22 protein-coding genes and 1 riboswitch are annotated in these 26,496 nt (G+C 54.2%); of the genes, 13 read left to right on the forward strand and 9 right to left on the reverse strand.

All coding sequences use genetic code 11. From position 1 onward, the window contains the following. The first annotated feature begins 205 nt into the window (after positions 1-205). The 3 genes from DOP62_RS00155 (at position 206) to DOP62_RS00165 (ending at position 3,599) form a co-directional block, all read left to right on the forward strand. Positions 206-1,495 (forward strand): hypothetical protein, encoded by a 1,290-nt coding sequence (locus DOP62_RS00155; protein ID WP_208673556.1) that lies wholly within the window; start codon positions 206-208, stop codon positions 1,493-1,495. A 3-nt stretch (positions 1,496-1,498) separates the two neighbouring features. Then, a complete protein-coding gene (locus DOP62_RS00160; RefSeq protein ID WP_208673557.1) occupies positions 1,499-1,978 on the forward strand; it encodes a hypothetical protein in 480 nt (159 codons plus the stop codon). A 322-nt stretch (positions 1,979-2,300) separates the two neighbouring features. Beyond that, on the forward strand, positions 2,301-3,599 hold the full coding sequence (locus DOP62_RS00165) for a dihydrolipoamide acetyltransferase family protein (RefSeq protein ID WP_338441714.1): 1,299 nt from the start codon (positions 2,301-2,303) through the stop codon (positions 3,597-3,599). Between the two features lie 88 nt (positions 3,600-3,687). Here the strand turns inward: DOP62_RS00165 and DOP62_RS00170 are convergent, their stop codons facing one another. The 4 genes from DOP62_RS00170 to DOP62_RS00185 form a co-directional block, all read right to left on the reverse strand. After that, positions 3,688-4,203, reverse strand: a complete 516-nt coding sequence (locus tag DOP62_RS00170) for a hypothetical protein (protein ID WP_228382955.1) — start codon at positions 4,201-4,203, stop codon at positions 3,688-3,690. A 2-nt stretch (positions 4,204-4,205) separates the two neighbouring features. Continuing rightward, positions 4,206-5,327, reverse strand: coding sequence for an aldo/keto reductase (locus tag DOP62_RS00175; protein WP_208677051.1), 1,122 nt, complete (start codon positions 5,325-5,327; stop codon positions 4,206-4,208). A gap of 37 nt (positions 5,328-5,364) precedes the next feature. Further along, a complete protein-coding gene (locus DOP62_RS00180; RefSeq protein ID WP_208673558.1) occupies positions 5,365-5,865 on the reverse strand; it encodes a bifunctional nuclease family protein in 501 nt (166 codons plus the stop codon). A 121-nt stretch (positions 5,866-5,986) separates the two neighbouring features. Further along, on the reverse strand, positions 5,987-6,538 hold the full coding sequence (locus DOP62_RS00185; RefSeq protein WP_208673559.1) for a P-loop NTPase family protein: 552 nt from the start codon (positions 6,536-6,538) through the stop codon (positions 5,987-5,989). Positions 6,539-6,666: 128 nt separating this feature from the next. On the opposite strand from DOP62_RS00185, the gene rph reads away from it, so the two are divergent. The 4 genes from rph (at position 6,667) to metH (ending at position 13,004) form a co-directional block, all read left to right on the forward strand. Beyond that, positions 6,667-7,392, forward strand: a complete 726-nt coding sequence (rph, locus tag DOP62_RS00190) for a ribonuclease PH (protein ID WP_208673563.1) — start codon at positions 6,667-6,669, stop codon at positions 7,390-7,392. 74 nt (positions 7,393-7,466) lie between these two features. Beyond that, complete coding sequence (locus DOP62_RS00195; protein WP_208673565.1) at positions 7,467-8,123, forward strand: RibD family protein; 657 nt, start codon at positions 7,467-7,469, stop codon at positions 8,121-8,123. A 47-nt stretch (positions 8,124-8,170) separates the two neighbouring features. Continuing rightward, complete coding sequence (locus DOP62_RS00200) at positions 8,171-9,346, forward strand: GNAT family N-acetyltransferase (RefSeq protein WP_208673568.1); 1,176 nt, start codon at positions 8,171-8,173, stop codon at positions 9,344-9,346. An 85-nt stretch (positions 9,347-9,431) separates the two neighbouring features. Next, entirely contained in the window at positions 9,432-13,004 is a 3,573-nt protein-coding gene (metH, locus tag DOP62_RS00205; RefSeq protein WP_208673569.1) for a methionine synthase, read from the forward strand. Positions 13,005-13,095: 91 nt separating this feature from the next. On the opposite strand, the gene DOP62_RS00210 is transcribed toward metH, so the two are convergent. Together DOP62_RS00210 and DOP62_RS00215 are read right to left on the reverse strand one after the other, a co-directional pair. After that, on the reverse strand, positions 13,096-13,788 hold the full coding sequence (locus DOP62_RS00210) for a HupE/UreJ family protein (protein ID WP_208673571.1): 693 nt from the start codon (positions 13,786-13,788) through the stop codon (positions 13,096-13,098). 21 nt (positions 13,789-13,809) lie between these two features. Then, a riboswitch (cobalamin riboswitch) is annotated at positions 13,810-13,953 on the reverse strand. A gap of 135 nt (positions 13,954-14,088) precedes the next feature. Continuing rightward, positions 14,089-15,705, reverse strand: coding sequence for an RluA family pseudouridine synthase (locus DOP62_RS00215; protein WP_261789819.1), 1,617 nt, complete (start codon positions 15,703-15,705; stop codon positions 14,089-14,091). 150 nt (positions 15,706-15,855) lie between these two features. On the opposite strand from DOP62_RS00215, the gene DOP62_RS00220 reads away from it, so the two are divergent. From DOP62_RS00220 to DOP62_RS00230, 3 genes are all read left to right on the forward strand, one after another. Then, positions 15,856-16,620, forward strand: coding sequence for a TVP38/TMEM64 family protein (locus DOP62_RS00220; RefSeq protein WP_261789820.1), 765 nt, complete (start codon positions 15,856-15,858; stop codon positions 16,618-16,620). After that, a complete protein-coding gene (locus DOP62_RS00225) occupies positions 16,620-18,173 on the forward strand; it encodes a mercuric reductase (RefSeq protein WP_370538822.1) in 1,554 nt (517 codons plus the stop codon). The genes DOP62_RS00220 and DOP62_RS00225 overlap by 1 nt, the downstream gene beginning before the upstream one ends. Before the next feature lie 194 nt (positions 18,174-18,367). Further along, complete coding sequence (locus DOP62_RS00230) at positions 18,368-19,081, forward strand: potassium channel family protein (protein WP_208673574.1); 714 nt, start codon at positions 18,368-18,370, stop codon at positions 19,079-19,081. On the opposite strand, the gene DOP62_RS00235 is transcribed toward DOP62_RS00230, so the two are convergent. Next, positions 19,044-20,648, reverse strand: a complete 1,605-nt coding sequence (locus tag DOP62_RS00235) for a cation:proton antiporter (protein ID WP_208673576.1) — start codon at positions 20,646-20,648, stop codon at positions 19,044-19,046. The two genes, DOP62_RS00230 and DOP62_RS00235, sit on opposite strands and share 38 nt — an antisense overlap. Before the next feature lie 175 nt (positions 20,649-20,823). Here DOP62_RS00235 and DOP62_RS00240 point away from each other — a divergent pair, with 175 nt between their 5' ends. From DOP62_RS00240 to tpiA, 3 genes are all read left to right on the forward strand, one after another. Further along, positions 20,824-21,948: a THUMP domain-containing class I SAM-dependent RNA methyltransferase gene (locus tag DOP62_RS00240; RefSeq protein ID WP_208673579.1), complete on the forward strand. Its 1,125-nt coding sequence runs from the start codon at positions 20,824-20,826 to the stop codon at positions 21,946-21,948. 64 nt (positions 21,949-22,012) lie between these two features. Beyond that, a complete protein-coding gene (locus tag DOP62_RS00245; protein ID WP_208673582.1) occupies positions 22,013-23,632 on the forward strand; it encodes an NAD(P)/FAD-dependent oxidoreductase in 1,620 nt (539 codons plus the stop codon). A 76-nt stretch (positions 23,633-23,708) separates the two neighbouring features. After that, positions 23,709-24,437, forward strand: a complete 729-nt coding sequence (gene tpiA, locus DOP62_RS00250; protein ID WP_208673584.1) for a triose-phosphate isomerase — start codon at positions 23,709-23,711, stop codon at positions 24,435-24,437. Positions 24,438-24,673: 236 nt separating this feature from the next. Here the strand turns inward: tpiA and DOP62_RS00255 are convergent, their stop codons facing one another. Both DOP62_RS00255 and DOP62_RS00260 read right to left on the reverse strand, forming a co-directional pair. Next, on the reverse strand, positions 24,674-25,075 hold the full coding sequence (locus tag DOP62_RS00255; RefSeq protein ID WP_208673587.1) for an acyl-CoA thioesterase: 402 nt from the start codon (positions 25,073-25,075) through the stop codon (positions 24,674-24,676). Between the two features lie 145 nt (positions 25,076-25,220). Beyond that, the gene (locus DOP62_RS00260) at positions 25,221-26,405 is read right to left on the reverse strand and encodes an NAD(P)H-quinone oxidoreductase subunit H (RefSeq protein WP_208677054.1); all 1,185 of its coding nucleotides are present in this window, start codon (positions 26,403-26,405) and stop codon (positions 25,221-25,223) included. Positions 26,406-26,496: the final 91 nt, after the last annotated feature.

A 26,496-nucleotide genomic window follows, 5' to 3' on the forward strand; every position in this document is an offset into this window, starting at 1 on the left:
GAGGGAGCAGCTCACACTGAAAGTCGGGAAATCTAGACTCAGTTTTTAGAATTTATCAATTCGAATTTTAGTATTGTTCATCGAGAGCAGAATAACTAGAGCTTGAGGGGTTGTGCTAGGAAGTTGCCATTCCAGTTTGCTGTTCACAACAAAGCCTGACACTGGCCTGAGTCGATAAACTAGGAGCGATCGCACTCGGTATTGGATGGAGTCCATACAGCCTCTTGTTCAGGCGATCGAGCACTTGGGGTATCGCGTCACCGTCGGTGATGTCGCTGCCCAGGCAGGAATGCGTGTGGCTTTGGTTGAGCATCAATTGCTGCAGCTAGCCGCAGCTAGCCAAGCCAGCTTGCAAGTCAGCGATCGCGGCGATCTTGTTTTTCAATTCCCTCACAACTTGCAGCAGCGTCTGCGGCGACAGTCCTGGCAACAACAGCTGCAATTGTTGGGGCAGCAGCTTTGGCGGATTCTCTTCTACTTAGTCCGTATTTCATTTGGACTCGGGCTGCTGTTATCGATTGGTTTGTTTATTGTTGCGATCATCGCGATTTTGCTGGCTCTTAGCGACAGTGACATCAGCGTTGGTGGTGGCGGTGATGCTGGCAGCAGTGATGTTGGCTCGACAGGGGACCGTTGGGGGGGGGACTGGTGGTTGTGGCTCACCTTCGATGGACCGAGCGGATCACAGACTGAGCCTCACTCCCTGAGTTTTCTCGAAGCTATTTTTTCGTTTTTGTTTGGTGATGGCGACCCCAATCGCGATCGCGAACAACAGCGTTGGCAATTGATGGGAGCCTGCATTCGGCGTCAGCAAGGCGCAGTTATTGCAGAACAACTCCAGCCCTATCTCGATCGCCCCTTGGATTCCAGCGAGTCGGATCTGCTACCGGTGCTAGTGCGCTTTGACGGCCATCCCCGGGTCAGCGACAGTGGCCAGCTGGTCTACCAGTTTCCTGCTCTCCAGGTCACTGCGGCAGAGTCCGACGGGCGATCGCGGGTGGTCCGCAGCTTGCAAGAGCGACTGTGGTCATTTAGTCAGGCTAGTCGTGGACAAATTATCGGGGTGATTGCTCTCGGTGGCGTGAACCTCCTGCTCGCGGCCCTGTTTGGTGGGCTGCTGTTGCTACCCAGTGTGGCTAGCCTCGGCGGGGTGGTTGCCTTGGTGGCTGGGCTGTATGACTTTCTGCTGATTTATGCAATTGGCTTCTTGGCCGTACCAGCAGTGCGCTGGTTTTGGATTCAACGCCAAAATCAGGCAATCCGATGCCGCAACCGCGATCGCCAACGTTGGGCCGATAGCCTCCGCAAGCCTTCTGCGGCGCTGCGAAAGAAACTTGAACAACTGGCACCTTGGCAAGCCCAAGCCAAAATTGAGGCCGATAACTTGATCTACAGCAGCGATCGAGACTTATTAGAGCAGGAGTTGGCGCAAGACTCCGCGATCGCCGCCGAATGGCAACAGCGTCTGATGCAGACTGATCCCGAGGACTCCTAAACCATGTCTCTGGCTTTACTCGTTGCGGCTCAACTCACTTGTGCTGCGCCTAGCTTGATGGCTCAAGCGCCCACCACGAGCCCGACTGCCGTAGACGCTCTCAATCCGGTGGCACCGCCGGATAACACGCCTCGTAATCAGGCCTTTTTCCTAGCCCTCAATCGAGCCAAGAACTTAGCGCGAGCGGCAGCAGAACAAGCCAATGGGGGACTCAATCGCTATGTTGCTGAGAGCAAAATGTATGGCAGTGGTAGCGGCACAGATTACACCTATACCAATGGCTTCTTCACGTTTCGGTTTGTCGGGGGTGTCCCAGGCTGGCAACCTCAAGGACTACCGCCGACTGTGGAGTCGAAGATCAGCGTCTCCTTCGATGGCAAAACGGTGCGGATAGACTACAACGGCCCAATCCGTAGTGGAACGCCGACGGCTCAGCCAACTTGCACCTGTCCGCCGACACCTGAGTCCAATCTTCAGAAGTAGTGAGAACGGGCTGTGGGTGTGTGAAGCGGGATGTGAACCAGCTCACTCACCCGAGTCAACAGCCTGAATCCGCTGAGCAGTTTGGTTTTGATATTGAGAGGGGTAGCTTGATTCTGCTGGCTTTTGTGGAAGTCGGCATCTATCTGGACCGAGGGTTAGCTAGCAGCAGAATTGCGACCCCAAGACGCTGTGCTCTGCCTCTGAATCCGCGAAAATCTGCAGCGATCGCCACCAGTCCGGACCACGGCTCGCGATAAGATCGGCTGTTGATTGAACCGCCAGTTGGCGGACGTTTGCTGCGCTACCCCTTCGGAACTCGCTCATGATCCACGAAGTCTTCATGCCCGCCCTTAGCTCCACCATGACCGAGGGCAAGATCGTCGAGTGGGTGAAGGCTCCGGGCGATCGCGTTGAGAAGGGTGAAACGGTCTTGATCGTCGAGTCTGACAAGGCCGATATGGACGTGGAATCCTTCTATGAAGGCTACCTAGCCACAATCATTGTGCCGGCAGGCGGCAATGCCCCAGTCGGTGAAGCAATCGCTCTGATTGCAGAAACTGAAGCGGAAATTGAAGTTGCCAAGCAAAAAGCTGCTGGTAACGGTGCGCCTACGGCGACTGCTGCAACACCTGCTACCCCAGCTGCGCCTGAACCCGTAGCTGCCAGTGCTGAACCTGTTGCTGCTCCAGCCGCGACCCGGAGCGATCGCCTTGTTGCATCGCCACGTGCCAAAAAACTGGCGAAGAGCTTGGGCGTTGACCTCGCAACCCTGACCGGTAGTGGTCCTCATGGCCGGATTGTGGCGGCTGATGTCGAAGCTGCAGCAGGGGTCACTTCAAAGCCGGCGATCGCAGCGGCTCCTGTGACTCCGGTTGCTGCGCCTGCCCCTGTCGCAACGACTGTTGCCACTGCTCCTGCTGCACCAGCGCCTACCCCTGCGATCGCGCCTGGCCAGTTCGTGCCCTACAGCACCTTCCAACAGGCTGTCGTGCGCAACATGGAAGCGAGCCTGAACGTGCCGGTCTTCCGGGTAGGCTACACAATCACCACCGACGCGATCGACCGTCTGGCCAAACAGCTCAAGCCCAAGGGTGTGACGATCACGGTGCTGCTTGCTAAAGCAGTAGCTGCAACCTTGGCGAAGCACCCGCTGCTCAATGCTCGCGCTACGGAAAGTGGCGTCCAGTACAACGAAGCGATCAATGTGGCGATCGCGGTGGCCATGGATGACGGTGGCTTGCTGACGCCGGTACTAGGTCGCGCCGATCAAACCGATCTCTACAGCTTGGCCCGCAACTGGAAAGATCTGGTCGCGCGATCGCGCACCAAGCAACTGAAGCCTGAAGAGTACACCACCGGTACCTTTACTCTCTCCAACCTCGGGATGTTTGGCGTCGATCGCTTTGATGCGATCCTGCCGCCAGGCACCGGTGCAATTCTGGCGATCGGAGCTTCGAAACCAACTTTGGTGGCAACAGCCGACGGTCTGTTTGGTGTGAAGCGGCAAATGCAAGTCAACCTGACCTGCGATCACCGCCATATCTACGGTGCTCATGCAGCGGCCTTCCTCAAAGACCTAGCAGACCTGATCGAAAACCAACCGGAAAGCCTAACGCTCTAAAGCCTTGCTGAATGGCAAGAGACGGATCTGGGTTCATCACTCAGATCCGTTTTTTTATCTCGCAGTGGTTCAGACTCGGTGCCTGCTGCTAACCACGGGTGCCGGGGGTTGTGAGATTGACAACGCAACCCACAGGATCGGGCTGATACCAGCAGGTGTAGCTCCCCAAACGCTGGCCAGCTCGGTTAAAAATGCGCAGGTTATAGCCCGCAACACTGCTGACCCGACCGAAGATCATCAAAAAGCGATAGCGACCAAAATAGCTGCGATTACTCCACTCAGCAGTGCGAACGACCAAGTCCACCCGGCCCGGTTGCCCGGGTTGAGGTAACTGCACGAGCCACTGGGGATCGAGGTCGCGGGCATAGAGATCTCGGGTTAGCCAGAGGTCGGGCTGCATGATTCCCAGCGGGCAAATCGTGCGATTCGTGATGGTCGTACCCGGTGGTAGCGAAGCCTCTGAACCAGTGCAAACCAGGGGCTGGTCAGTATCGAGTAGCGCAAAATCCAGTGGGGTTGGGTCTGGACGGGGGGGCGTTGTCCAGGGATCAATGCCGGCAGGGGTTGAGGCCAGCAGACTGACGCTGAGTAGACTGGCGAGCATAGCTAATCTCCCCACAGACGCCGCCGAGGCGCGCCTGCTAATCGCTGATCAGCATCGCGCACCAAATCCGCGATCGGCAAGTGGTGAGGGCAGCGGGGTAAGCAATCGCCGCAGTCCGTACAACGGCTCCCTCGCTGCCCCGGAAACCAGTGCCCAGCATTTTCGAACATGCGGTAGCGGTATTGCCCATAGGCTTGCATGTCGTGGGCGATCGCGAGATTTCTGAGCCGCAGAACCTCGGGGATATTGATGGCCTCGGGACAGGGTAGGCAGGCGTAACACTGCTGACAGTAGTCTGTGCCTAGCCGTTGCTGGCGAACCTGTTCCAGTCGTGCGATCGCATCCGTCTCTTCTGGGCTGAGCGGCTGATCCGCATCCACAAAATCCTGAAGAACCGCTAACTCCTCTGGCTTGGCTGCCCCAAAACTCAGAGTGGTAATGCGGCGATCGCTGAGCAAAAAGCGATAGTTAAGCGCCAAAGGACTGAAGGGGTGACAGTCCGCAATCAACTGTTGCGAAGGTTGGTGGAGTAGCCCGCCTTTATCCACTGGCGAAATGATGAAAATGCCGAGATTACGTGCTGCTGCAGCTTCGATGACTGGCGCGTGACGCTGAAACAGTAAGTAGTAGTGCAGGCTGACAAAGTCGAAGGCATCGGTGGCGATCGCCTGCAGGATCAACTCGCGATCGCCGTGACTGGAAAAGCCTAAATGCTGGAAGACCCCGTCCGCTTGCAAGGCTTGGAGCACAGGCAACGCCGCGATCGCCTGCTGCAAATGCTCGGGCTGATTCAGACCATGCAGGGCGAGGCAATCAATCCGGTCGATCCCCAAGCGATCGCGCGATCGCAACACAGCATCCACCATCTGCTGAGGATCGCGATCGGGCAGAATTTTGGTTGTGATCACAACTTGATCGCGGGGCAATTGTAGCGATCGCAGGGCTGTAGCGAGATAGGCTTCGCTGGGGCCGTAGGACTGAGCGGTCTCAAAATGATTGATTCCCAGTTGCCAAGCCGCGGCAATCACTGCCTCGAGTTGCGCTGCAGAGTCTAGACAGCGCATCAACCCCAACGAAAACCGTGAGATCGATCGCCCGGTTCGACCGTATTTGCGATAATGCATGGCTGGCATCAGACCCACAGATCTGCGATCGCGGCTTCTAGTTTCCCCGCTGGCTGCGATGGTGCTGAATCAGATCGGCGGGATTGATCTCGGAGAGGAAATCTCGGAAGGCTTCTTGCTCCGCTTCATCGGCTTCCTGATCCACAGGAATCGAAGCCTCAGCAATCACTTCTTCCATCACCCAAATGGCGGCTTGAGTCCGCAAAGCTAGGGCGATCGCATCGCTGGGCCGTGCATCAATTTCTTTGACCACCTCACCCTGCCGGACGCGTAGGCTGGCGTAAAACGTATTGTGCTGCAGCGAGTGGATGATGATGCTTTCGAGCGTTAATTCCCACTGCTGTAAGAGTTCAGCCATCAAGTCATGGGTCAGCGGCCGCGGTGGGGTCTGGTCTTCTAGGACAGCCAAGATGGCCTTAGCCTGATCCTGACTAATCCAAATCGGGAGAGCGCGCCGCTCGCTGGAATCGCGCAGCAGCACAATCGGACTGCGGGTGGCAGCCTCAAGGGCAATTCCAGCCACTTTCATTTCAATCACTTGGCGGCTCCTGCTTGCTCGCAACAGCAGCGATCGCCCCTGAGAGCGACAACGCTTAGACCCATTATGGGCAGGGTCGGCCCTCAGTCAGCAGGAACCAAGCGCGATCGCTCCGGTTCAGTTAATAACGACTTCCCCGACGGAGTTCAGTAATTTGATCCGCGATCGCGAGCAGCGCTTCCGAGACACGCGGCCCAGTCAGGATCACATCGACATGGCGGGGGCGATCGCTCAGGAGCTGAACCACCTCAGCCTCGGGAATCAGGCCAAAGTCCACCGCTAGCGTTAGCTCATCTAAGACCACCAGCTCATGGTAGCCACTGTGAATCGCCTCAACCGTAAAGGCCCAGAGCTGTTTGAGGGCAATCGCTTCGTCGTCAGTAATGTCGGGCGTATCCACACAACCTGGCACCCCTAGACGTACCCACTCTAGGTTTTGACCCAAGCGAATCGGTTGATCCGGTCCCTGCTGGCAACCGCCTTTCAAGAACTGCACCACCAACGCCGTGTTGCCTTGCCCCGCCGATCGCAGGGCTTGCGACATGACGCTCGTGAAAAATCCACGCTGGCTCGCCGTGAAGATTTGCACCAGTCCCTCAACCATCGGCAAAGGCTGTCTAGGCTTTTCTTGGGGAACCACAGACAGCAGAGATGGCTTGAGCTGAGAGACCATGGAGCAGGCCACACCGAGGAACTGGATTCTAAATATAGCGCTGAAATTCTGTTTGAGAAAAACTTGGCACTATTTGTAGTGCTAACTTCCTTGATAGGCTAAGGCTAACCCTCAGCCCCTTGGCCTGCATGCCCTGGATTCGTCCCGATGGTCGCCGCCCTGATCAGCTGCGTGCGATCGCCTTTCAGCGACGGTTTACCCAGTTTCCTGCAGGCTCAGTCCTAGCTCAGTTTGGCCAAACGCAGGTGCTCTGCACCGTGACAATCCAGTCGGGCGTGCCTCGCTGGTTGATGGGAAAAGGACAGGGCTGGCTGACGGCAGAGTATCGCATGTTGCCCGGTGCCACGCCCGATCGCCAATCGCGGGAATGGCTGAAGTTGTCGGGGCGTACCCAAGAAATCCAGCGATTGATTGGACGGAGCTTGCGAGCTGCGATCGACCTCGAAAAGTTAGGCGAGCGAACTCTCTTGATCGATGCAGATGTTTTGCAGGCGGATGCCGGAACCCGCACGACGGCGATCAATGGCAGCTGGGTCGCGCTACAGGATGCGATCGCGCAGTTGATCGATCAAGGGGAGTTGATGGAGTCTCCAATTCAACGATCGGTGGCGGCGGTTTCCGTAGCCTTGATTGAGGGCGAAGCTTTCCTCGACCCTAACTATCCCGAGGATGTCAAAGCTGATGTCGATTGCAATGTGGTGATGGGCGATCGCGGTGAGTTGATCGAAATTCAAGGCACGGCTGAGGCCAATCACTTCACGCGAGCGCAGCTCAACCGCATCTTGGATTTGGCTGAACAGGGCATCATCGAAATTCAAGCTGCTCAGCAGGCAGCTCTACGTGCACCGTCTTGATCCTGAGGTATTCCAGTTCTGTCTGACTGGGACTCAGCGAAACTCCCCATAGCGATCAACCGAAGAGAGTCTGCATGCGAGTTGTCGCGGTGCTCGCCACCAGTTTGGATGGACGGATTGCTGAAGCGGCAGCAATTCCAGCCCGCTTTGGCTCAAAACAGGATCAACAGCGACTCGAAGCGATCGTGGCGCAATCGGATGCGGTGCTGATGGGTGCAGCCACCCTGCGAGCCTATGGCAGCTGCCGATCGGTAACGGATCCTCAGTTGCAACAGCAACGCCGCGATCGCGATCAGCCTTTGCAGCCAGTGCAAATCATCTGTTCGGCTTCGGGACAGATCGATCAGGCCTGCCGCTTTTTTCAGCAGCCGGTGCCGCGCTGGTTATTGACCACAGAGCAAGGACGCGATCGTTGGGGCAGTCAGTCCGGCTTCGATCGCATTCTGACGGCAGGTCGGGCTGAGTTGGATTGGGAAGATGCCTTTACGCAATTCGATCTGGCTTGGCAGCAGCTTGCTGTTTTAGGGGGTGGGCAACTGCTAGGCAGCCTCTTGGCGGCAGACCGGATTGAGGAGCTGTATCTGACGCTTTGCCCCTTATTGCTGGGCGCTCGCCCAGCTTCTCCTTTGGTGGCAGGTTTGCACTTTTCAGTCGCGGATGCGCCCCGCTGGAAGCTTCTTAGTGCAGAACCCGTAGGCGATGAGCTGTTCTTGCATTACCGCCGTCGCTAGAGAGACACGATAGGCTCAAAAGCGTTTACCTTTGCCCCCAGCCCATCGTGACGGATCAGCTCAAACTCCAATGGTGCGATCGCCTCGGGGATCTGCCGCGAGAGGATTGGAATGCGATCGCGCAGCCCTTGGCCACGCCATTTCTGGAATGGGATTGGCTGCACGATTTAGAAGCTTCGGGCAGTGTTGTGGCGAAGGCCGGCTGGCAGGCTTGTCATCTCGTCGTTTGGCGGGGCGATCGCCTGATTGCTGCTGCGCCGCTTTATTTGAAAGGCCACAGCTACGGCGAATTTGTGTTTGACCAACAGTGGGCTGATCTCGCCGGTCGCTTGGGATTGCGCTACTACCCCAAGCTGCTGGGCATGACGCCGTTGACGCCAGCGGTGGGCTATCGCTTCTTGATTGTGCCTTCAGAAGATGAGGCAACGCTGACAGGCTTGATGCTGCGGGAAATTGATCGCTTCTGCGAGAACAATCAGATCCTCAGCTGCAATTTTCTCTACGTCGATCCTGACTGGCAGCCTTTAGTAGAAGCCGCAGGCTACAGCGCTTGGCAGCATCACAATTCGGTCTGGCAAAACCACGGCTTTCGAACGTTCGACGACTACCTCGGCATGTTCAATGCCAATCAGCGGCGCAATATCAAACGCGAAGTTAAATCGATGGAGCGGGCGGGGCTGGAGCTGACCTGTCTGAGTGGCGACCAAATTCCCCGCGATTACTTTCCGCTGATGTATCGCTTCTACAGCGACCACTGCGACAAGTTCGGCTGGTGGGGCAGCAAGTACCTCACGCGGGACTTCTTCGATCGCGCCATGCACAATTCACGGGATCGCCTGCTGTTTGTGGCGGCGACTCCTGAAGGCAGCGATCGCCCGATCGCCATGTCCTTCTGTGTGCATAAAGGCGATCGCCTCTACGGTCGCTACTGGGGCTGCGATCGCGAAATCGACAACCTCCACTTCAACGTCTGTTACTACAAACCGATTGAGTGGGCGATCGCCAACGGCATTCAAAGTTTCGATCCGGGGGCGGGCGGCAGCCACAAGAAACGACGCGGTTTCCCCGCTACGCCAAATTGGAGCTTGCATCGCTGGTATCAGCCCCGTTTCGGCCAAATCCTCGGCAGTTGGCTGCGACAGGTCAATGACCTCGAAAGTCAAGAAATTGAGGCCATTAACGCCGAATTGCCCTTCAGTCGCCCTGATGTTCCCCTCAGTTAACCGTTGCCAAGCGATCGCTCCAACCGGAAGCAGACCGACAATCCTCCGTACACTGGAAAAGATTGCTTGCTGATGCACTGTAACCATGCAAAGCCTGTTCCTCGACCGTCTGCATAGCCCTGAGCGGCCCGTGCTGGTTTTTGATGGCGGCATGGGAACCACCCTGCAGTTTCAAAACCTGACAGCTGAGGATTTTGGTGGGCCTGAAACAGAAGGCTGTAATGAGTGGTTGATTCGCACCAAGCCTGAGGCGATCGCGATAGTGCATCGCCAGTTTCTAGAAGCGGGCGCGGATGTAATCGAGACAGACACCTTTGGGGCGACCTCGATCGTGCTGGCGGAGTATGGCCTCGAAGCGCATGCCTATGCTCTGAATGTGGAGGCGGCTAAGCTTGCGAAGGCGATCGCGACGGAGTTTTCGACGCCAGAGAAACCGCGCTTTGTTGCTGGGTCAATGGGACCAACTACAAAGCTACCGTCCCTAGGGCATATCGGCTATGACGAGATGAAGGCGTCGTTTGCTGAGCAGGCGCGGGGTCTGTGGGATGGCGGCGTTGACCTCTTCATTGTCGAAACCTGTCAGGACGTGCTGCAGATCAAAGCGGCACTGAACGGCATTGAAGAAGTCTTTGCAGAAAAAGGCGATCGCCGGCCGCTGATGGTCTCAGTGACTATGGAAACCACCGGCACGATGCTGGTTGGTTCGGATGTGGCAGCGATGCTGGCGATTCTAGAGCCTTATCCGATCGATATCCTCGGGTTGAACTGTGCCACCGGCCCCGATCGCATGGTCGAGCACATTAAATATCTGAGCGAGCATTCCCCGTTTGTAATCAGCTGTATTCCCAATGCCGGGATTCCGGAGAATGTCGGTGGCCATGCGCACTATCGCCTGACGCCGATGGAATTACGGATGGCGCTGCATCGCTTTGTCGAAGATCTGGGCGTGCAAGTGATTGGTGGCTGCTGCGGCACGAAGCCTGAGCACATCGCCCAACTAGCAGAGGTGGCAACTCAACTTCAAGCCAAAGACCGTCCCGTGCGACGCGATCGCGACCATCAGCAACGGCAGCCGTTTAACTACATTCCCTCTGCGGCTTCGATCTACGGCACTACGCCCTACATTCAAGACAACTCTTTCCTGATCATTGGCGAGCGACTCAACGCTAGCGGCTCCAAAAAAGTACGGGAACTGCTGAATGAAGAGGACTGGGATGGACTAGTTGCGATCGCCCGCAGCCAAGTCAAAGAGGGAGCGCACGTTCTCGATGTCAACGTGGACTATGTCGGTCGCGATGGCGAACGTGACATGAGTGAACTGGTGTCGCGGCTCGTTACCAATGTCAATTTGCCGCTGATGCTCGACTCGACCGAGTGGCAAAAAATGGAAGCCGGCCTCAAGAAAGCAGGCGGTAAATGCATCCTCAACTCTACAAACTACGAGGATGGGGATGAGCGCTTTTTCAAAGTACTCGAGCTAGCTAAACAGTATGGGGCTGGCATTGTCGTTGGCACCATCGATGAAGAAGGGATGGCGCGAACGGCTGAGAAAAAGTTTGCGATCGCTCAGCGGGCCTATCGGGATGCTGTGGAATTTGGCATTCCCGCACACGAAATCTTCTACGATCCACTCGCTTTGCCAATCTCAACAGGGATTGAAGAGGATCGCGGCAATGGTCGCGAGACGATTGAAGCGATTCGCTTGATTCGGGAGAATCTTCCCGGTGTTCACATCCTGCTGGGTGTTTCTAATATCAGCTTTGGCCTCAATCCTGCAGCTCGAATTGTCCTCAATTCAGTCTTTCTTCACGATGCCTGTGAAGCAGGAATGGATGGCGCGATCGTTAGTGCTGCTAAAATTCTGCCCCTCAGCAAAATTGATGAGAAACCTCTGCAGGTTTGCCGTGACTTGATTGGCGATCGCCGTCGCTTTGAGAATGGAATCTGTGTTTACGACCCCCTGACGGAACTGACAACCCTGTTCGAAGGCGTCAGCGCGAAGGAAGCCCGAGCGAGTGGTCCTTCGCTAGCTGATTTGCCATTAGAAGAACGCCTCAAACAACACATCATCGACGGCGAACGGATTGGCTTAGATCAGGCATTAGCGACTGCGCTTGAGCAGTACCCACCGCTAGAAATTATCAACACCTTTTTGCTGGATGGCATGAAGGTGGTTGGCGATCTCTTTGGTAGCGGCCAAATGCAGTTGCCCTTCGTGCTGCAATCAGCTGAAACCATGAAGTCTGCTGTGGCTTACCTTGAGCCCTTCATGGATAAAGAGGAAACCAATGACTCGGGCAAAGGGACATTCTTAATCGCAACTGTTAAAGGGGATGTCCATGATATTGGCAAAAACTTAGTCGATATTATTCTGACGAACAACGGCTACAAAGTCGTCAATATTGGTATTAAACAACCGGTTGAAAATATTATTCAAGCCTATCGTGACTGCAATGCAGACTGTATTGCCATGAGTGGGCTGTTAGTGAAGTCCACCGCTTTTATGAAGGAAAACTTAGCTACCTTCAACGAGGAAGGTATTTCAGTTCCAGTCATTTTGGGCGGCGCGGCACTAACGCCAAAGTTTGTTTATGAGGATTGCCAACAGACCTATAAAGGTCGAGTCATCTATGGCAAAGATGCTTTCGCTGATCTTCATTTCATGGATCAGCTAATGGCAGCAAAGTCCAAGGAGCAATGGGATGACCAGTTGGGTTTCTTGGATGAACAGGGACAGCCTTTGCAGGTTGCCGCGATCGCTGCTGAAGACTCTGAGCCTGCTGAGCCAGCAGAGACTAAATCAGAAGTTGTGATCGATTTACAGCGATCGGAAGCTGTTGCAGTTGATATCGTTCGCCCCACACCACCGTTTTGGGGATCCAAAATCCTCGGTCCTCAAGAAATTCCCTTTGCAGAAGTCTTCAGCTACCTTGATCGCCAAGCTCTCTTTGTCGGTCAGTGGCAATTCCGTAAGCCCAAGGAGCAAAGTCGCGAGGACTACGATGCCTTTATTTCAGAAAAAGTCGAGCCGATTCTCCAGCAGTGGACGACGCGAATTCTTGAAGAAGATCTGCTAGAGCCGCAAGTGGTTTATGGTTACTTCCCTTGTGTTGCAGTCGGGAATAGCCTACAGATTTTTGACCCAAGCGATCGCGATCGTCCCGTGGCCCGTTTTGATTTTCCCCGTCAACGCAGTTTGCGGCGACTGTGCATTTCGGACTTCTTTGCACCGGAAGAGTCAGGTATTCGTGATGTCTTCCCGATGCAAGCAGTGACAGTTGGGCACAAGGCAACGGAGTTCGCAGCGAAGTTATTTGCCGGCGATCAATACAGTGACTATCTCTACTTCCATGGTTTGGCTGTGCAACTAGCTGAAGCCTTGGCGGAGTGGACCCATGCTCGTATTCGGCGCGAACTGGGTTATGGTTCGCTGGAGCCAGATAACCTGCGCGATATTTTGGCACAACGTTACCAAGGAAGTCGCTATAGTTTTGGCTATCCGGCTTGCCCAAATGTGGCAGATTCTCGGATTCAACTCGATCTTTTGGGTGCCGATCGCATTGGTATGAGCATGGATGAGAGTGAGCAACTCTATCCAGAACAATCGACCACAGCGATTATTGCCTATCACCCTGTTGCTAAATACTTCAGCGCCTAACTTGAGAGCTTAGTTACAGTCTGAGCAGCGATCAAAAAAGGGGAAATTATTTCCCCTTTTTCTATGATCCCTCAAATGTGTTTGAGAGCGTTTAAGCTACTTGGGGCAGCACAAGATTAATGAGCTCAGACGCTAGGAAAGAAAGTCCAACACCTACCAAAATGAGCCCTGTTGTTTTCAAGGGCGACGTCGTTATTGCTGTTTCAGAGGACTGATTGATCAAAGCGCGACCCACAGACCAAGCAGCAACTGCAATGACAAGCTGAGTCAGACTGAAGCCAATCAAATAGGAAAACAAGGGAGCCATACCGGCACCAATAATGGCCTCACCATAGGCATAACCATGGAAAATACCCGCGATCGCTGCCAAACCTACGATCGCCCAAGTGGGAAGCATAGATTTGCGAGCTAGTAACCAGCCAAACAGTAGAACTGAAGCGGAGATCAAGAGTTCTACGCCGGGTAGATTAAGACTGGCAAGATGAAGCATAGTACCCAATAAAGCAGCAACAATAAAGGCAGCAATGCTTAACACCCCTTGGCGGGTCACTGACGCGAGCAAACCAACTGCAATCACAAAGGCAAAATGATCGATACCAATAACGGGGTGGGCTAAGCCAGCCAGCAATCCTTCAAAAACAGTTGTGGGTGTTTCGCCACCAATCGCATGATGAGCAAATGCGGGCGATGCTGACAGAACTAAAAGGATGGGCACACTCAAAAGGCTGAATCTTTGGAGCGATCGCTGAATAGAATACAATGGTTGCCCAGATTGAATTTGCATGTGCCTGTACCTCGCAGACAGTATTTTAGGAGCTGTACGGCGGGCATTCTGACTCAGAGATGGATACTCTCATTACAGTTGCGGGACAGTGGCAGACTTACACTGCACTTTCCCCATTGCTTCTAGTGGCTGATCCCCACTAGAACCGTCAGCCTAAAAATTATACACCCTTCAATGTTCAGTTTTAGATAGAAATAACGATAAGTTTTGTGCTGATATTAATCATTGATTACTCAGTCTGGTCAGTCACTTTCAATCTTTTGATGATTTGAATGTTGTGATTATTTTGCTGAATTTTGCTTAAAAAGGGGTTGGACTTTCAAGCTCAATCCAACCGAGTTGGCTGGGGTGTTGGAAGCGGATTGATCGCGCATGTAGGTAGAGGCGGTCGCTACTATGACCGTACAGATCATCGCCCACAATCGGTTTTCCTAATCCCTCAGGGTGAGCCATATGCAGCCGCAATTGATGGGTACGCCCCGTAATCGGCTGCAGTTCGATGCGACAGCGATCACCCATTTGACCGATACAGCGATAGTGGGTAAGGGCGGCGCGCCCGCAATCGCGATCGACGAGTTGGTAGGGGCGTCGGCTCCAGTCGGGTCGCAGGGGTAGGTCGATCATGCCCTCGTTGCGATTGGGGCGCCCTTCCAAGAGTGCTTCGTAGACTTTGTGAACCTGCCGCCGTCGAAATTGCTCAAACAGAGCGGCTTGCGTGGGACGATTGCGAGCAACCAAGAGAACACCGGAAGTCGCTTGATCAAGCCGATGCACAACGCAGTAGGTCGGCAAATCAGGAAACTGTTGCCGTAGCAGTTGAATCGCACTGGCTTGTTGAAGTCCTCGCGTGCCAGGAACTGACAGCAGGCCAGCCGGTTTGACAATCGCCAGGAGATCGGCATCTTCATAGAGAATCGGCAGCTCCGTGGGTTCCTCTGAAGCTGGCGGGAGGCCTGCGAGTAAATGCCCCAGAATCGGCTGACAGCGATCGCGACAAGGGCCATAAAACTGTCCTGCTTGGCGATCGCCGAGGGGTGGCCCCCACCAAAACTCTGCGATCGAGAGGGGCGTGAGGCCAGCGACACCTGCCCAGTGCAAAAGTTTTGGCAGACAACAATCACCGGTGCCCGTTGGCAGACGCCCCAAACTGGCGATCGCCTGTTCCACCCCGTCAAAACTGCGTAGGGTAGCGCTTTGATGCATCGCCGTTTGCAGGGCTCGCGAGATAGCGCGACGACGACGGCGAAGGCGCTGCCACTCTGCATCCAGTGCAGCAACTTCTTCCTGTAAGTCTGCTAAGGCTTGGCGACGGGCTTGCTTGAGGCGCGATCGCGCAAACCCATCATCGGCACCCGCCTGTTCGAGTTCCCAAAGGCGTTGGTCGAGAGCCTCACCACTGAGCTGGGCGATCGCTTGGTCACGCGCTTGCTGGCGCTGGAGGCGGTGTTGCTGCTGTTCCACTTTGAGCTGATCCAGTCGGTCTTGCCACACTTGCTCAGCCTTCTGGAGTGCTGCACGGCTGGGATGCTGCTGATTCTCCTGCAGAGTCCTGCGAATATCCTGCAGCTCCAGTAGGGTCAATTCCTCTTGTAACCTGGTGCGTTCACGCCCAGGAATCGGGGGTACCCAACCTGGCCATTCGGCCTTGCCCTGAAGCGAGCCAGAAAAAGCCTGTAAGACAAAGCGATCGCCCTGATGATTTTCAGCAATCAGCAGGCCAAACATCTTGCCTTCAAATGGCACGAGCCGTTGCGCTTCAATCTGCTGCATCAGTTGCTGGGCCAACTGTTCTGCCAGCGTAGTTCGAGGCAGTCGCAGCCAACGCCGACTCCGAGGACAGGCCGCTTCATACCAGTAGTGAGCTGGCCCCAAATCAGTGGAGGCTGCAGTTTCTAGCCAAGCAACCAGGGGCGTCATCGGGATTGCAGTCATATTTTTAGCTTACGGTGACAGCCTGCCCTGTTTGTGCTCCTGTCACCAAGAGAATGCCGTTTGGCGGAGTTGCATAACTAAATCAGCCCTTAGATTGAATCCAGAAATTGAAAGGATTGTGCTTGCAGATAAAAATTGAATTGTAATAGCTACCTCGATCCCTGCATCATCACCGATAATCTTCAGATATTCATTTCTGATATCACCTGCCCCATGCCAATACCCTTGCTGAGTCAGCTGCTTGCGATCGCCTCAGATCAAGCAACCGTTTGGAATTTACAGGTGGTGTTGCGTGATGCTTTAGCCACGATTCATGATCTCGGTTCGCTCGGTGCGATCGCTTTTATTGGACTCTACATAGTAGCCACAGTTGCTTTCTTCCCTGGTATTCTCCTCACGCTTGGTGCAGGTGTCCTGTTTGGCGTTGTCTGGGGATCACTTTATGTTTTTATCGGTGCAACTCTAGGAGCGATCGTTGCTTTTTTAGTGGGGCGCTATCTTACTCGTCGTTGGGTCTATCGGCAGCTTACGAGTCATCCAAAGTTTCAGGCAATCGATCGAGCGATGGGAAAATCTGGCCTCAAAATTGTTTTGCTTACACGACTTTCACCTCTCTTCCCATTTAACTTTTTGAATTATGCTTATGGCGTGACTAGTGTTACTTTGAAAGACTATGCTATAGCATCAATTGGCATGCTTCCGGGAACAGTTTTATATGTCTATATGGGTTCTCTCGCAGGTGACTTGGCTAGTCTAAGTGTGGGTGACTTGTCGAAACCCAAAGTCGCAGATTGGGCTTTTCATGGCCTAGGATTTTTTGCCACTGTTGCGGTTACTCTCTACGTTACGCGAATTGCTCGACAAGCATTGCAAACAGTGGTGAGTTCTGCAGGAGAGTGATGATGTCAGGTCCTCAATCGGTTACGGATCTCATCAGTCCCTCAGATGCGCAAAATCAATTCCTGATTGACCAAGTCAGTCCTCAGAATTGGACGAATCCGATCCCTCCAAAATCCTACGATCTGGTAGTGATTGGTGCTGGACCTGCGGGGCTAGTCGTAGCAGCAGGGGCGGCAGGGTTAGGGATAGGACTCAAGATTGCGTTGATTGAAAAGCACTTGATGGGTGGTGATTGCCTCAACTTTGGTTGTGTACCCTCCAAGACTTTCATTCGTGCCGCTCGGGTAATTGGAGAACTACGAAAATCGAAAAAGCTAGGGATTCAGATTCCTGAAGATGCGATCGCAATTGACTTTGCTGCTGTAATGGAGCGAGTCCGGCAAGTCAGAGCAGCAATGAGTATTCATGACTCAGCCGAGCGCTTCAAAGATCTTGGCGTTGATGTCTTCTTCGGTCAGGCTCAGTTTAGCGATTGCCAAACAGTTCAAGTTGGTGATTCAGCTCTGAGCTTTCGTAAAGCGGTAATTGCCACAGGGGCACACGCAAAGCACCCAGCGATTAGTGGGCTGCAGTCTGTTGGCTTCTTGACTAACGAAACAGTCTTTTCCTTGACTGATTGTCCTCGGCGTTTAGCAGTGATCGGTGGTGGGCCAATCGGTTGTGAATTAGCGCAAGCTTTTCAGCGTTTGGGCAGTCAGGTAACACTCTTCCATCGAGGACCACAACTCTTAAAAAAAGAAGATCCGGAAGTTGCTGTGGTTATTCAGCAGCAATTGACTACAGAAGAGGTTCGACTGATTCTTGCTGCTCAGATTGATCGCGCTGAAAAAGATGGACAAGAGAAAATAATCTACTACCGTCAAGATGGTCAAGACTCATTCATTCAAGTTGATGAAATTTTAGTAGGAACAGGGCGATCGCCCAATGTTCAAGGTCTCAATCTTGAAGCGGCAGGTGTTGATTATGAAGTGAATCATGGTGTCTTTGTCAATGACTATCTGCAAACGAGTAATCCTAAGATTTATGCAGCGGGAGATATCTGTTTAGATTGGAAGTTTACCCATGCTGCTGATGCTGCAGCTCGAATTGTTCTGAAGAATGCGCTCTTTTCACCCTTGGGCCTAGGGCGATCAAAAGTGAGTAACTTAATTGTTCCGCGAGTAACTTTTACGGATCCAGAAGTGGCTCATGTTGGTCTTTCGGTGCGTTCTGCCCAGCAACAGGGCATCGCGATCGCAACAATTACGATCCCATTCAGCCAAGTCGATCGCGCGATCGTGGATGGAGAGACTGAAGGATTCATCAAAATCCATCACCAACCTAATTCAGACAGGATTCTTGGCGCAACGATTGTCGCTCCCCATGCCGGTGAAATTATTTCTGAGATCTCGACTGCGATCGCTCATGGCTTAGGTCTGAGTGCTTTGAGTGGCGTGATTCATCCCTATCCAACTCAAGCAGAAAGTATCAAAAAAGCAGCAGACACTTACCGACGAACCCTCCTCACGCCAATGACCAAACGACTACTTCACTTTCTACAATGGTTTTCCTAAGTCACTCTAAGTACATAGTTGTCGGTCAATTAAGAATTGGCGAAGGCGATTGCTCATCTCTAAATCCATTTCTTAACTTCTCAAGTGATTCGATTAAGAAGTTTCTGGATCAATGCCGCTATAAGCAAAGGCTGGTAGACCATCGCGCCTTGTTCGGTGATTGCTAAAATTCAGGCGACTTCCTAAAAGTGCTTATGTATGTATTGATTGGTGGTGCTGGTTTAATCGGACAGCAGCTAGCTCGGCAACTGCTGGATCAAGGGCATACTGTTGCGGTGATTGATGACAATCCGCAGGTCTGCCGGATGGTACGCGATCGCCTGGGAGCGATGGCTTTTGAGGGGAGCGCTGTCAGTACGGATGTGTTGGTGGAGGCTGGGATCTGTCGAGCCGATGCGGTTGCGGCGGTTCTCCGTCAAGATGCCCTAAATTTGGCGCTCGTGACTTTGGCTCGTCACTACGGTGTGTCGCGAATTATCAGCCGGATCAGTCAACGGGACTTTATTGAGCCGATGCGCCTTGCGGGTGCCCATCACATCATCAGCACGGTTGATCTGGTGGTATCGACGATGGTCAATGCGATCAAATGCCCGCAGGTTGAGTCGATGCTGCATTTTGAACAGGGGCAAATTGAAGTCTTTAAACTGACGCTGGATCGTCAATCGCCAGTGATTGGCCGCAGTGTGGCTGCGATCGCCCAAGATATCGACTTTCCGAGTTCTTCTTTGATCATTGGCTACCAGCCCCATCCCCAAGCTGATCTGGTGATTCCCAGTGGCAACACCGTGCTGGAAGCGGATGCGACTGTTTTGCTCGCGACTAAGCCTGGATTGGTGCAAGCGCTGGTGAATTTTTTGATGCCCAGTCTGTTCAGTCCACTTCAGCCTGCAGGAGTGCTGCATCAATAACCTGTAGGCGATCGCTGATCGATTCGTCCGTCAGGATGCCCTTGCGCACGGATTCCAGCAGCGCATTCTTCTCGACTAAGAGCAGTCGGCGCTGCAACATTGAGGATGGGGGTGCAGCACTGCTGCGGAGATCGGTCGACCGCCGGTTGTAGAGTCCGCGCAGCGATTGCTCCGCTCCGGCGATCGCCAGTTGATAGCGAGCTCGCAGTTCCTCGTGGATGGCCTTGGGCAAGACACCAGCATCGTAAAGACTGGAGAGTTCAGCCTGCACCGCCTTGCCAGCGATCAGTTGGGCTTGGAGTTGTTCAGCTTCCTGCGATCGCGTGGAACGGGTTGCCACTTTCAGTCGTTTTACCAGCCAAGGCAAACTCAGCCCTTGTCCCACTAAAGACAGCAACACGACCCCAAAGACAAGATTGACCAGCTCGCTGCGACCGCTGAGGGTTGCGGGCAAGCTAAGGGCTAAGACCATCGAGAGTGAGCCTTTGATATTGCCCAAGAACAGCACATGTTGCCAGCGCACAGGAACGGGGCGATCGAAGCGATTGACCAGCGCCATCAAAGGGTAGACCGTGACTAGGCGGGCGAGCTGGTAGGCCACGATCGCTAGCAGCACTGCTGGCAGGGTTTGCAGGAGCGATTTCGGGTCAACCTCCACCCCGATAAACAAAAAAATGAAGGTGTTGACGCAGAAGGCTGCGTATTCCCAGAAGTTCAGGAGTGTGAGTCGACTCGAGGGTGACTGGGCGCGATCGAGTGCTAAGGCACCCACCGTCAAGCCTGCAACGACCACCGCCACAACACCGGAAACATCAAGCGCTTCGCCTAGTTGAAAGGTGCCAAAAGCCACCGCCACAGTCAGGAGAACGCCACTGAGCGAGTCATCGGCCAAAGCCCGAAACAGTCCTGAGGCGAGGTAGCCCGTGGCTAACCCCAGCAGTCCGCCTCCCAAAATCACGACAAAAAAGGACTGAACAGCACCAAGAACCGTGACTTGTTCACCTGCTTGCAGCTCCACAACCAAACCAAAAATGACCAGCGCAACCCCGTCATTGAAGAGGCTTTCACCCTCAACGATGGTTGCTAGCCGTGAGGGAACTGTGACCTCTCGGAAAACCGCAATCACCGAAACTGTGTCGGTAATCGCCAAAATGCTGCCCACGAGCAGCGCCGCAATCCAGTTCAGCCCTAAGCCAAATTTGAGGATAGTGGCCGTCACCGCCGTGGCAATGAGAATGCCGGGTCCAGCCAATACGCTAATGGGGGGCCAAGAACTCCTGAGACGGCTGATATCTGTATTGATCGCGGCTTGAAAGACCAGAATTGGCAGAAACAAATTCAGGATGAGACCAGAGTCGATGCCCAGTTTTTGGGGTAGGACATCGGTGATCGCCAGCCCCGCTAGAACCAAGCCCGTGACATAGGGAATGCGACAGCGCCGGGAGATCAGGGCAACAATTGTGGCCCCAAGCAAACAGATCGTCAGCGTGGTTGCCAAGTTTGCACTCGGCTCTGAAATGGCACTGCTGGAATTGGGTGGCAGGTTGGCCAGTAAGAGAGTCAGCACAGTTGGAGCAGGTGGCAATCGCCCTCTAGTGTGCGGCAAAACTGGATGAAGGCTAGGGCTCGCGATCGCATTCAATGCCGGACTGCGGTCGCCACCAAAGCGCCTTGCTAGGATCAAAGACTGTCCTCTTTCGTGACGGTTCAGGACAGCAGTCCTCCATGGTTTCCTTCCCGTCATGAATCAGTACTTTGCCACCGTTGGTCGTGGTCTCGAGGCGATCGCAGCGCAAGAGTTGGAGCAGCTCGGCGCGGCAGCGGTCGAACCCCAGTTCTGTGGTGTTGCTTTCCAAGGCGATCGCGCCCTGCTCTACAAGGTCAATTTGTGGGCGCGGATTCCGTTTCGGATTCTTTGGGAGATCGATCAATTTCCCTGCTGGGATGCCACCGATCTCTACGAAGGCATTCGCGACATTGATTGGTCTTACTTTTTGACGCCCGATCGCAGTTTTGCAGTCAGTGCCACCGGCAAAACCGATCGCCTCAACCACAGCCACTTCACCGCCCTGCAGGTCAAAAACGCGATCGTCGATCAGCAGTGGGATCAGTTCGGTGAGCGATCGCCCATCGACACGGAACGACCGGATCTGCTGGTGCGGGTTCACCTTGCCCAAGAACGTTGCAGTCTCAGCTTGGATAGCTCGGGTAGCAGCTTGCACCGGCGCGGCTATCGTCCGGCGGTTGGTTTGGCCCCCCTGAAAGAGTCGCTGGCCGCTGCTCTCTTACAAATCTCGGGCTGGGATCCGTCTCAGATGCTCTATGACCCGCTCTGTGGCTCTGGCACGCTGCCCTTAGAAGCGGGGTTGATGGCGCTGCAAGTGGCCCCGGGTCTGTTTCGCGATCGCTTTGGCTTTGAAAGCTGGTGCGATTTCGATGCGCAGTTGTTCGATGACTTACGTCAGCAAGCTCAAGCCAGTCGTCGCAAGGCTCTACCGGCTCCCATTTGGGGCAGCGATCGCGAGCTGGAAGTGGTGGATCAGGCGATCGCCAATGCTGAAAATTCCGGATTGGCTGAGCAGGTTTACTTTTCCCAACTCGATCTCTCGGAAGTTGTTGCTCCTGCTGATAGTGGCGTGGTGATTTGTAACCCGCCCTACGGCGAACGCTTAGGGAGCGATAGCGATCTGGGAGCGTTCTACAAACAGTTGGGCGATGTACTCAAGCAACAGTTCAAGGGCTGGACGGCCTTTGTCCTCAGTGGCAACAAAGAGCTAGCACGGGCGATCGGGCTGAAATCGGCTCAGCGAACGCCTGTTTATAATGGGGGATTGCTTTGCCAATTGATGAAGTACGAGCTGTATTAACCGCTCGGATGCTCCGGCTCATCGTTGGCGATCGCACTTTCATTTTTGTTAGCTGAACGCTCCTATGCTGCGCCTCTCCGAAATCAAATTGCCGCTCGATCATCCCCCTGAGGCGATCGTCACTGCAATTCTGCAAAAACTGAAAATTCAGGCGGGTGATTTGATTCGCTATGAGATTTTCAAGCGCAGCTATGATGCCCGTAAAAAAGATGCGATCGTTTGGGTTTATATCTTCGATCTTGAAGTCAAGAATGAGGCTCAGCTCCTCCAGCGCTTCCAAAAAGATCCTCACGTCAATCCCACGCCCAATATGTCCTATCGGGTAGTTGCTCAAGCACCGGAAGGGTTGATGGAGCGACCCGTGGTGATTGGTGCAGGTCCCTGCGGCATGTTTGCTGCCTTGACCTTGGCTCAGATGGGCTTCCGACCCATTTTGTTTGAGCGGGGTAAAACCGTCCGCGATCGCACTACCGATACCTTTGCCTTTTGGAAAAAACGGGGCGAGTTTAACCCGGAATCCAATGCCCAATTTGGCGAGGGCGGTGCTGGGACTTTCTCAGATGGCAAGCTCTACAGCCAAGTTCGTGACCCGCAGCACTATGGCCGTAAGGTCTTAACAGAACTGGTCAACTCCGGAGCTAATCCCGAAATCCTCTACGTTAATAAACCCCACATTGGCACCTTCAAACTTGTGGGCGTGGTTCAGCAAATGCGGGCTCGTATCGAAGCACTGGGTGGTGAAATTCACTTTCAAAGTCGAGTTGAATCAATCCACATTGAAGACCGGCAAGTGAAAGGGGTGCGGCTAACGAATGGCGACTATATCCCAGCCCGCCATGTTGTCTTAGCGATCGGTCATAGCGCTCGAGACACCTTCCAGATGCTGTTTGATCAGGGTGTTTACATCGAGGCTAAACCCTTCTCAATTGGCTTTCGAATTGAACATCCGCAACCGCTCATCGATCGCGCTCGTTTCGGACCTTTTGCAGGCCATAAATCCCTAGGTGCTGCCGACTATAAATTGGTGCACCATTGCCAAAATGGGCGAACGGTTTATAGCTTCTGCATGTGTCCGGGTGGACTGGTCGTTGCAGCGACTTCCGAGCCGGGGCGGGTAGTCACCAACGGTATGAGCCAGTACTCCCGTAACGAACGTAATGCCAACAGTGGCATCGTTGTCGGCATCACACCAGAGGATTATCCTGGCCATCCCCTCGCGGGCATTGATCTACAGCGTCGCCTCGAAGCCAAAGCCTTTGAACTCGGCGGTGGCACCTACGAAGCCCCAGGTCAGCTCGTCGGGGATTTTCTAGCCGGTCGTCCTTCCCAGCAATTAGGAAGCGTGCGCCCCTCCTATGCACCTGGGGTGCATCTCACCGATCTCAGCCAGAGTCTGCCTGACTATGCGATCGCAGCCATTCGTGAAGCCCTACCCGCCTTCAATCGACAGATCCAAGGCTTTGCCCTACCCGATGCCATGTTGACGGGGGTGGAAACGCGCACCTCGTCTCCCGTGCGGATTAAGCGCGGTGAGGATTTCCAAAGCATCAATACCACTGGCCTCTTTCCCGCTGGCGAGGGTGCAGGCTATGCCGGTGGTATTCTCTCAGCCGGCATTGATGGGATTAAAGTCGCTGAAGCAGTAGCGCTTAACATGTTGCGATCGCAACCTCAGCCGGCCTGACGCTGGCCTCAATTTGGGAGAAGTCCGGCGACATCATAAACTGGTGAACGGTCTTGCAAGGAGCGAACAGTCAGCCGTGCGTCGGATCATCATTGCCGGGAACTGGAAAATGTACAAAACCCAGGCCGAAGCCCTGGAGTTCTTGCAAGCGTTTCTACCGCAGCTCAGCGAGACACCCGAAGCTCGCAAGGTTGTCCTCTGCGCACCGTTCACGACGCTGCCAAGCCTCAGTAAAACGCTCCATGGCAGTCGCGTGCGCGTCGGGGCTCAAAATGTCCACTGGGCTAAGGAAGGGGCCTTCACAGGAGAAATTTCTGGGGCGATGCTGACCGAGATTGGCGTTCGCTATGTGGTGATTGGCCACAGTGAACGACGCCAGTACTTTGGTGAAACGGATGAAACTGTGAACCAACGCTTGCTGGCGGCACAGTCCTATGGTCTGCTCGCCATTCTTTGTGTGGGTGAATCGAAGCAACAGCGTGATGCAGGCGAAACAGAAGCCGTAATTAGCCGCCAGCTCGAACAGGGTTTGGTTGGTGTTGATCAATCGAACTTGGTCATTGCTTATGAACCGATCTGGGCGATCGGCACGGGAGATACCTGTGCTGCTGAGGAAGCGAATCGCGTCATTGGTTTGATCCGTAGCCAACTCAAGGATGCCGATGTGCCGATTCAGTACGGTGGTTCCGTCAAACCCGAAAACATCGACGAAATCATGGCACAGCCTGAAATTGATGGAGCGCTTGTGGGTGGAGCTAGTCTAGATGCTGAGAGCTTTGCTCGGATTGTTAACTATCAGGCCTAACGGTAGAGCAGTCTGTCATCTCAGTCAGTCGATGTCGATGCCGGTGTCAGCAAAAAATTGACGAGCTCAAAGTCGCTGTCTGTTAGAACCAGTGTGACAGAGCTGTTTGTTCGTCAAAAACGAGTCGATGGCGCTAGTCATCGACTCTGATTAATTCGTACCTGACCATCATGAACAGAACAGTTCAACTGCTTTGGCTCAAGGTAATTACTGGGATTGATTACACAGCGCCGTGTCTAGGACTGCAGCCAAGTCTGTAAGCGATCGGGTAACGGCGATCGCTTGCGAGTTTGGCTGGTTAAGCAGCGGTGAACCGTCTGTGCCTGCGCAACAGCTTGCCCCTCGCAACTAACCTGATAGTCAATTTGAAAGCGATCGCTGCTCAAGGCTGTGGCCTGCAGATCAATCGTCAGGCGATCGCCGCAGTGAACTGGTCGACGGTAGTCGATCCCCGCATGCACAATCGGCAGGATCAACGTCCCGCGATCGCTGAAGAAGGATCGAACGTCAAACCCGAGATCTGCGATCGCGGCTTCGTAGGCTTCATGACAGATTGACAGAAGTTGCGCAAAGTAGACAACTCCTGCCGCATCCGTATCTGCAAAGCGAACTACTCGTTGAAACTGATAGTCAGCCATGACTCCAGCCTTTTCAGCTCGTTCCAGTCTCGCCGCTTGGGCCGCATCCCTGTCCTTCAGCCCCTACCACTTAAAAAGCTATCTACTTCGCAGCTGACTCTGATCAGATAGCTGGAAATTGATAGCTTCTCAAGCTGATGTATGGCTAGCGGTCGACGGAACCCATGATCACGTCGATGCTGCCCAGAATCGCCATGATGTCGGCGACCTTCACCCCTTGCAGCAGCTGGGGCAGAATCTGCAGGTTATTGAAGTCAGGAGCACGGATTTTGAAGCGCCAGGGGCAGATATCGTCCGCACCTTGGATGAAGACGCCTAGTTCCCCTTTGCCACTTTCCAGACGGACATAGTGTTCACCCGCCGGAATCTTGAAGGTGGGAGCTACTTTCTTGCTGATGTACTGGTAGTCGGGGCCGTACCACTCCGACTTTTTACCTTCCGCTATCCGCCGCGCTTCGAGATTTTCGTAGGGGCCGCCCGGAATGCTAGCGCAGGCCTGACGAATGATCTTCAGCGATTCGCGCATCTCTTGGACGCGAACGCGATAGCGGGCAAAGCAATCACCTTCCTCCGCCGTGATTACGTCCCAATCAAAGTCGTCGTAGCACTCGTAATGATCGACGCGGCGCAGATCCCACTTAACGCCAGACCCCCGCAGCATCGGCCCTGAGAGGCTCCAGTTGAGGGCTTCTTCACGGGTGATCAAGCCAATCCCTTCGACACGGCGCCGGAAGATCGGGTTATCGGTAATCAGCCGTTCGTACTCATCGACCTTGGCTTCGAAGTAGTCGCAGAAGTCGATACACTTCTCGAGCCAGCCGTAGGGCAGATCGGCTGCAACACCGCCAATGCGGAAATAGTTGTTATTGATCAGGCGTTGCCCTGTCGCCGCTTCCCAAAGATCGTAGATTAGCTCCCGCTCGCGGAAGATGTAGAAGAAGGGTGTTTGAGCGCCCACATCTGCCAAGAAAGGGCCAAGCCAGAGCAGGTGGTTCGCAATCCGGTTCAACTCCAGCATGATCACCCGGATGTAGCTGGCCCGCTTAGGCACCGGGATATTGGCAAGCTTCTCAGGAGCGTTGACGGTGATCGCTTCGTTGAACATGCCCGCCGCGTAATCCCAGCGGCTGACGTAGGGCACGAACATTACATTGGAGCGATTCTCGGCAATTTTCTCCATGCCGCGATGAAGATAGCCGATCACGGGTTCACAGTCGATGACGTTTTCGCCGTCGAGGGTGACAATCAAGCGCAAAACCCCGTGCATTGACGGGTGATGCGGGCCCATGTTGAGCACCATTGGCTCGGTGCGGGTCTCCAGCAAAGCCATGCGGCGATCGCTCCTAATCATCACTTCTGTAAATTTTGACATCTCTCTCGGCCAATCCAAGTTCTGTGGCCGAATTCCTAGATTGAGATCG

The sequence above is a fragment of the Synechococcus elongatus PCC 11801 genome (genome assembly GCF_003846445.2).
GTDB classification, from domain to species: domain Bacteria; phylum Cyanobacteriota; class Cyanobacteriia; order Synechococcales; family Synechococcaceae; genus Synechococcus; species Synechococcus elongatus_A.